The sequence below is a fragment of the Candidatus Magnetaquicoccus inordinatus genome (assembly GCF_004217665.1).
GTDB classification, from domain to species: domain Bacteria; phylum Pseudomonadota; class Magnetococcia; order Magnetococcales; family Magnetaquicoccaceae; genus Magnetaquicoccus; species Magnetaquicoccus inordinatus.
In genome coordinates this window covers 1-1,121 of the sequence record NZ_RXIU01000508.1, presented here as the reverse complement: position 1 = coordinate 1,121, position 1,121 = coordinate 1, and the positions used below count along the sequence as shown (strand labels likewise).

Genomic DNA, 1,121 nt, shown 5'->3' with positions numbered 1-1,121 from the left:
CGATGCAGGTCGCGGTGGCGCAGCAGTACCATGAAGCCTTGCTGTTGCAAGCGCTGGCTGAGCTGCTCAACCAAAAATACCGAACGATGGTAGCCCCCTGTGCAGCCGATGTCTACCGTAAAATATCTTTTCTTTTCTTTCTGGTAGCGTGGAATCAAATAGTCAAACAAGGATTGCAGGCGATCCAGAAAGGCCAGAGCTTCGCCATCGCGCTCCAAAAAACGGATCACCGGCTCTTCGCGACCATTATAGGGACGCAAGGCAGGATCATAATAGGGATTGGGCAGAAAACGGCCATCCAATACCATATCGGCGTCGGTATTGGCGCCATATTTGAAACCAAAAGAGCGCAGAAAGATGGTCAACTCCCCCTCCTGACGCCGCTCCACCTGCATTTCATGAAACAGTTGCGCCAGACGATCCTTTAGTTGAGGAGTGGTGGTGCGTGAGGTGTCAATGACCAAATCGGCCATGGCCCGAACCGGTTCCATCGCCTGTCGTTCCAACAAAATCGCCTCGCGAACCGTACAGCCATGGGTCAGGGGATGGCGGCGCCGTGTCTCTTGATAGCGATTGACCAAGGTTTCCGGATTGGCCTCAAAAAAAAGCAGCTCACAATGCACGGCCCATTCAGCAATGCGTTGGTAATCGCTCTGCAAACGAGAGAGGGACTCTCCCTCGCGCAGATGGATCCCTACCGCCACCCGGATCACCTCCTCTCCAGTGCCCTGCAAATACTGCAAATAGGCCGGAATCAAGGAGATTGGCAGATTGTCTGTCCAATAAAATCCCAGATCCTCCAAATATTTTAAGGCAATCGATTTGCCTGCTCCGGATAATCCGGTCAAGAGGACCAAATGGCTGATCGGCAACACAGCCTTTTTTTTCTGCTTGGCTTTACCCTCGGCCGGCTTTTTTTCTGCCAGGCCGCTCATGACTCATCCTCTTCGGTGATCAAAGCGTGATACAGCAACTCTGCCTCCTGTACCGCCAGCAGGCGCTGGCGCAAGGTTCCTCGACGTAACAAACGGACCAGCGTGCTCAATGCTTTCAGGTGAAAGGTACGCGCCTCCGGGGGCGAGATTAATGCCATCACCAGATGCACCGGCTCCTGATCGGCG

2 protein-coding genes are annotated in these 1,121 nt (G+C 53.7%); both read right to left on the bottom strand.

Going from position 1 to position 1,121, the window contains the following annotated elements; translation table 11 throughout:
- Positions 1-935: RNase adapter RapZ (rapZ, locus tag EJP87_RS16900; protein ID WP_130472986.1), on the bottom strand; the 935-nt coding region annotated here is incomplete at its 3' end.
- On the bottom strand, positions 932-1,121 hold a 190-nt coding region (locus EJP87_RS16895; protein WP_193771506.1), incomplete at its 5' end, for a PTS sugar transporter subunit IIA. The genes rapZ and EJP87_RS16895, both read right to left, overlap by 4 nt.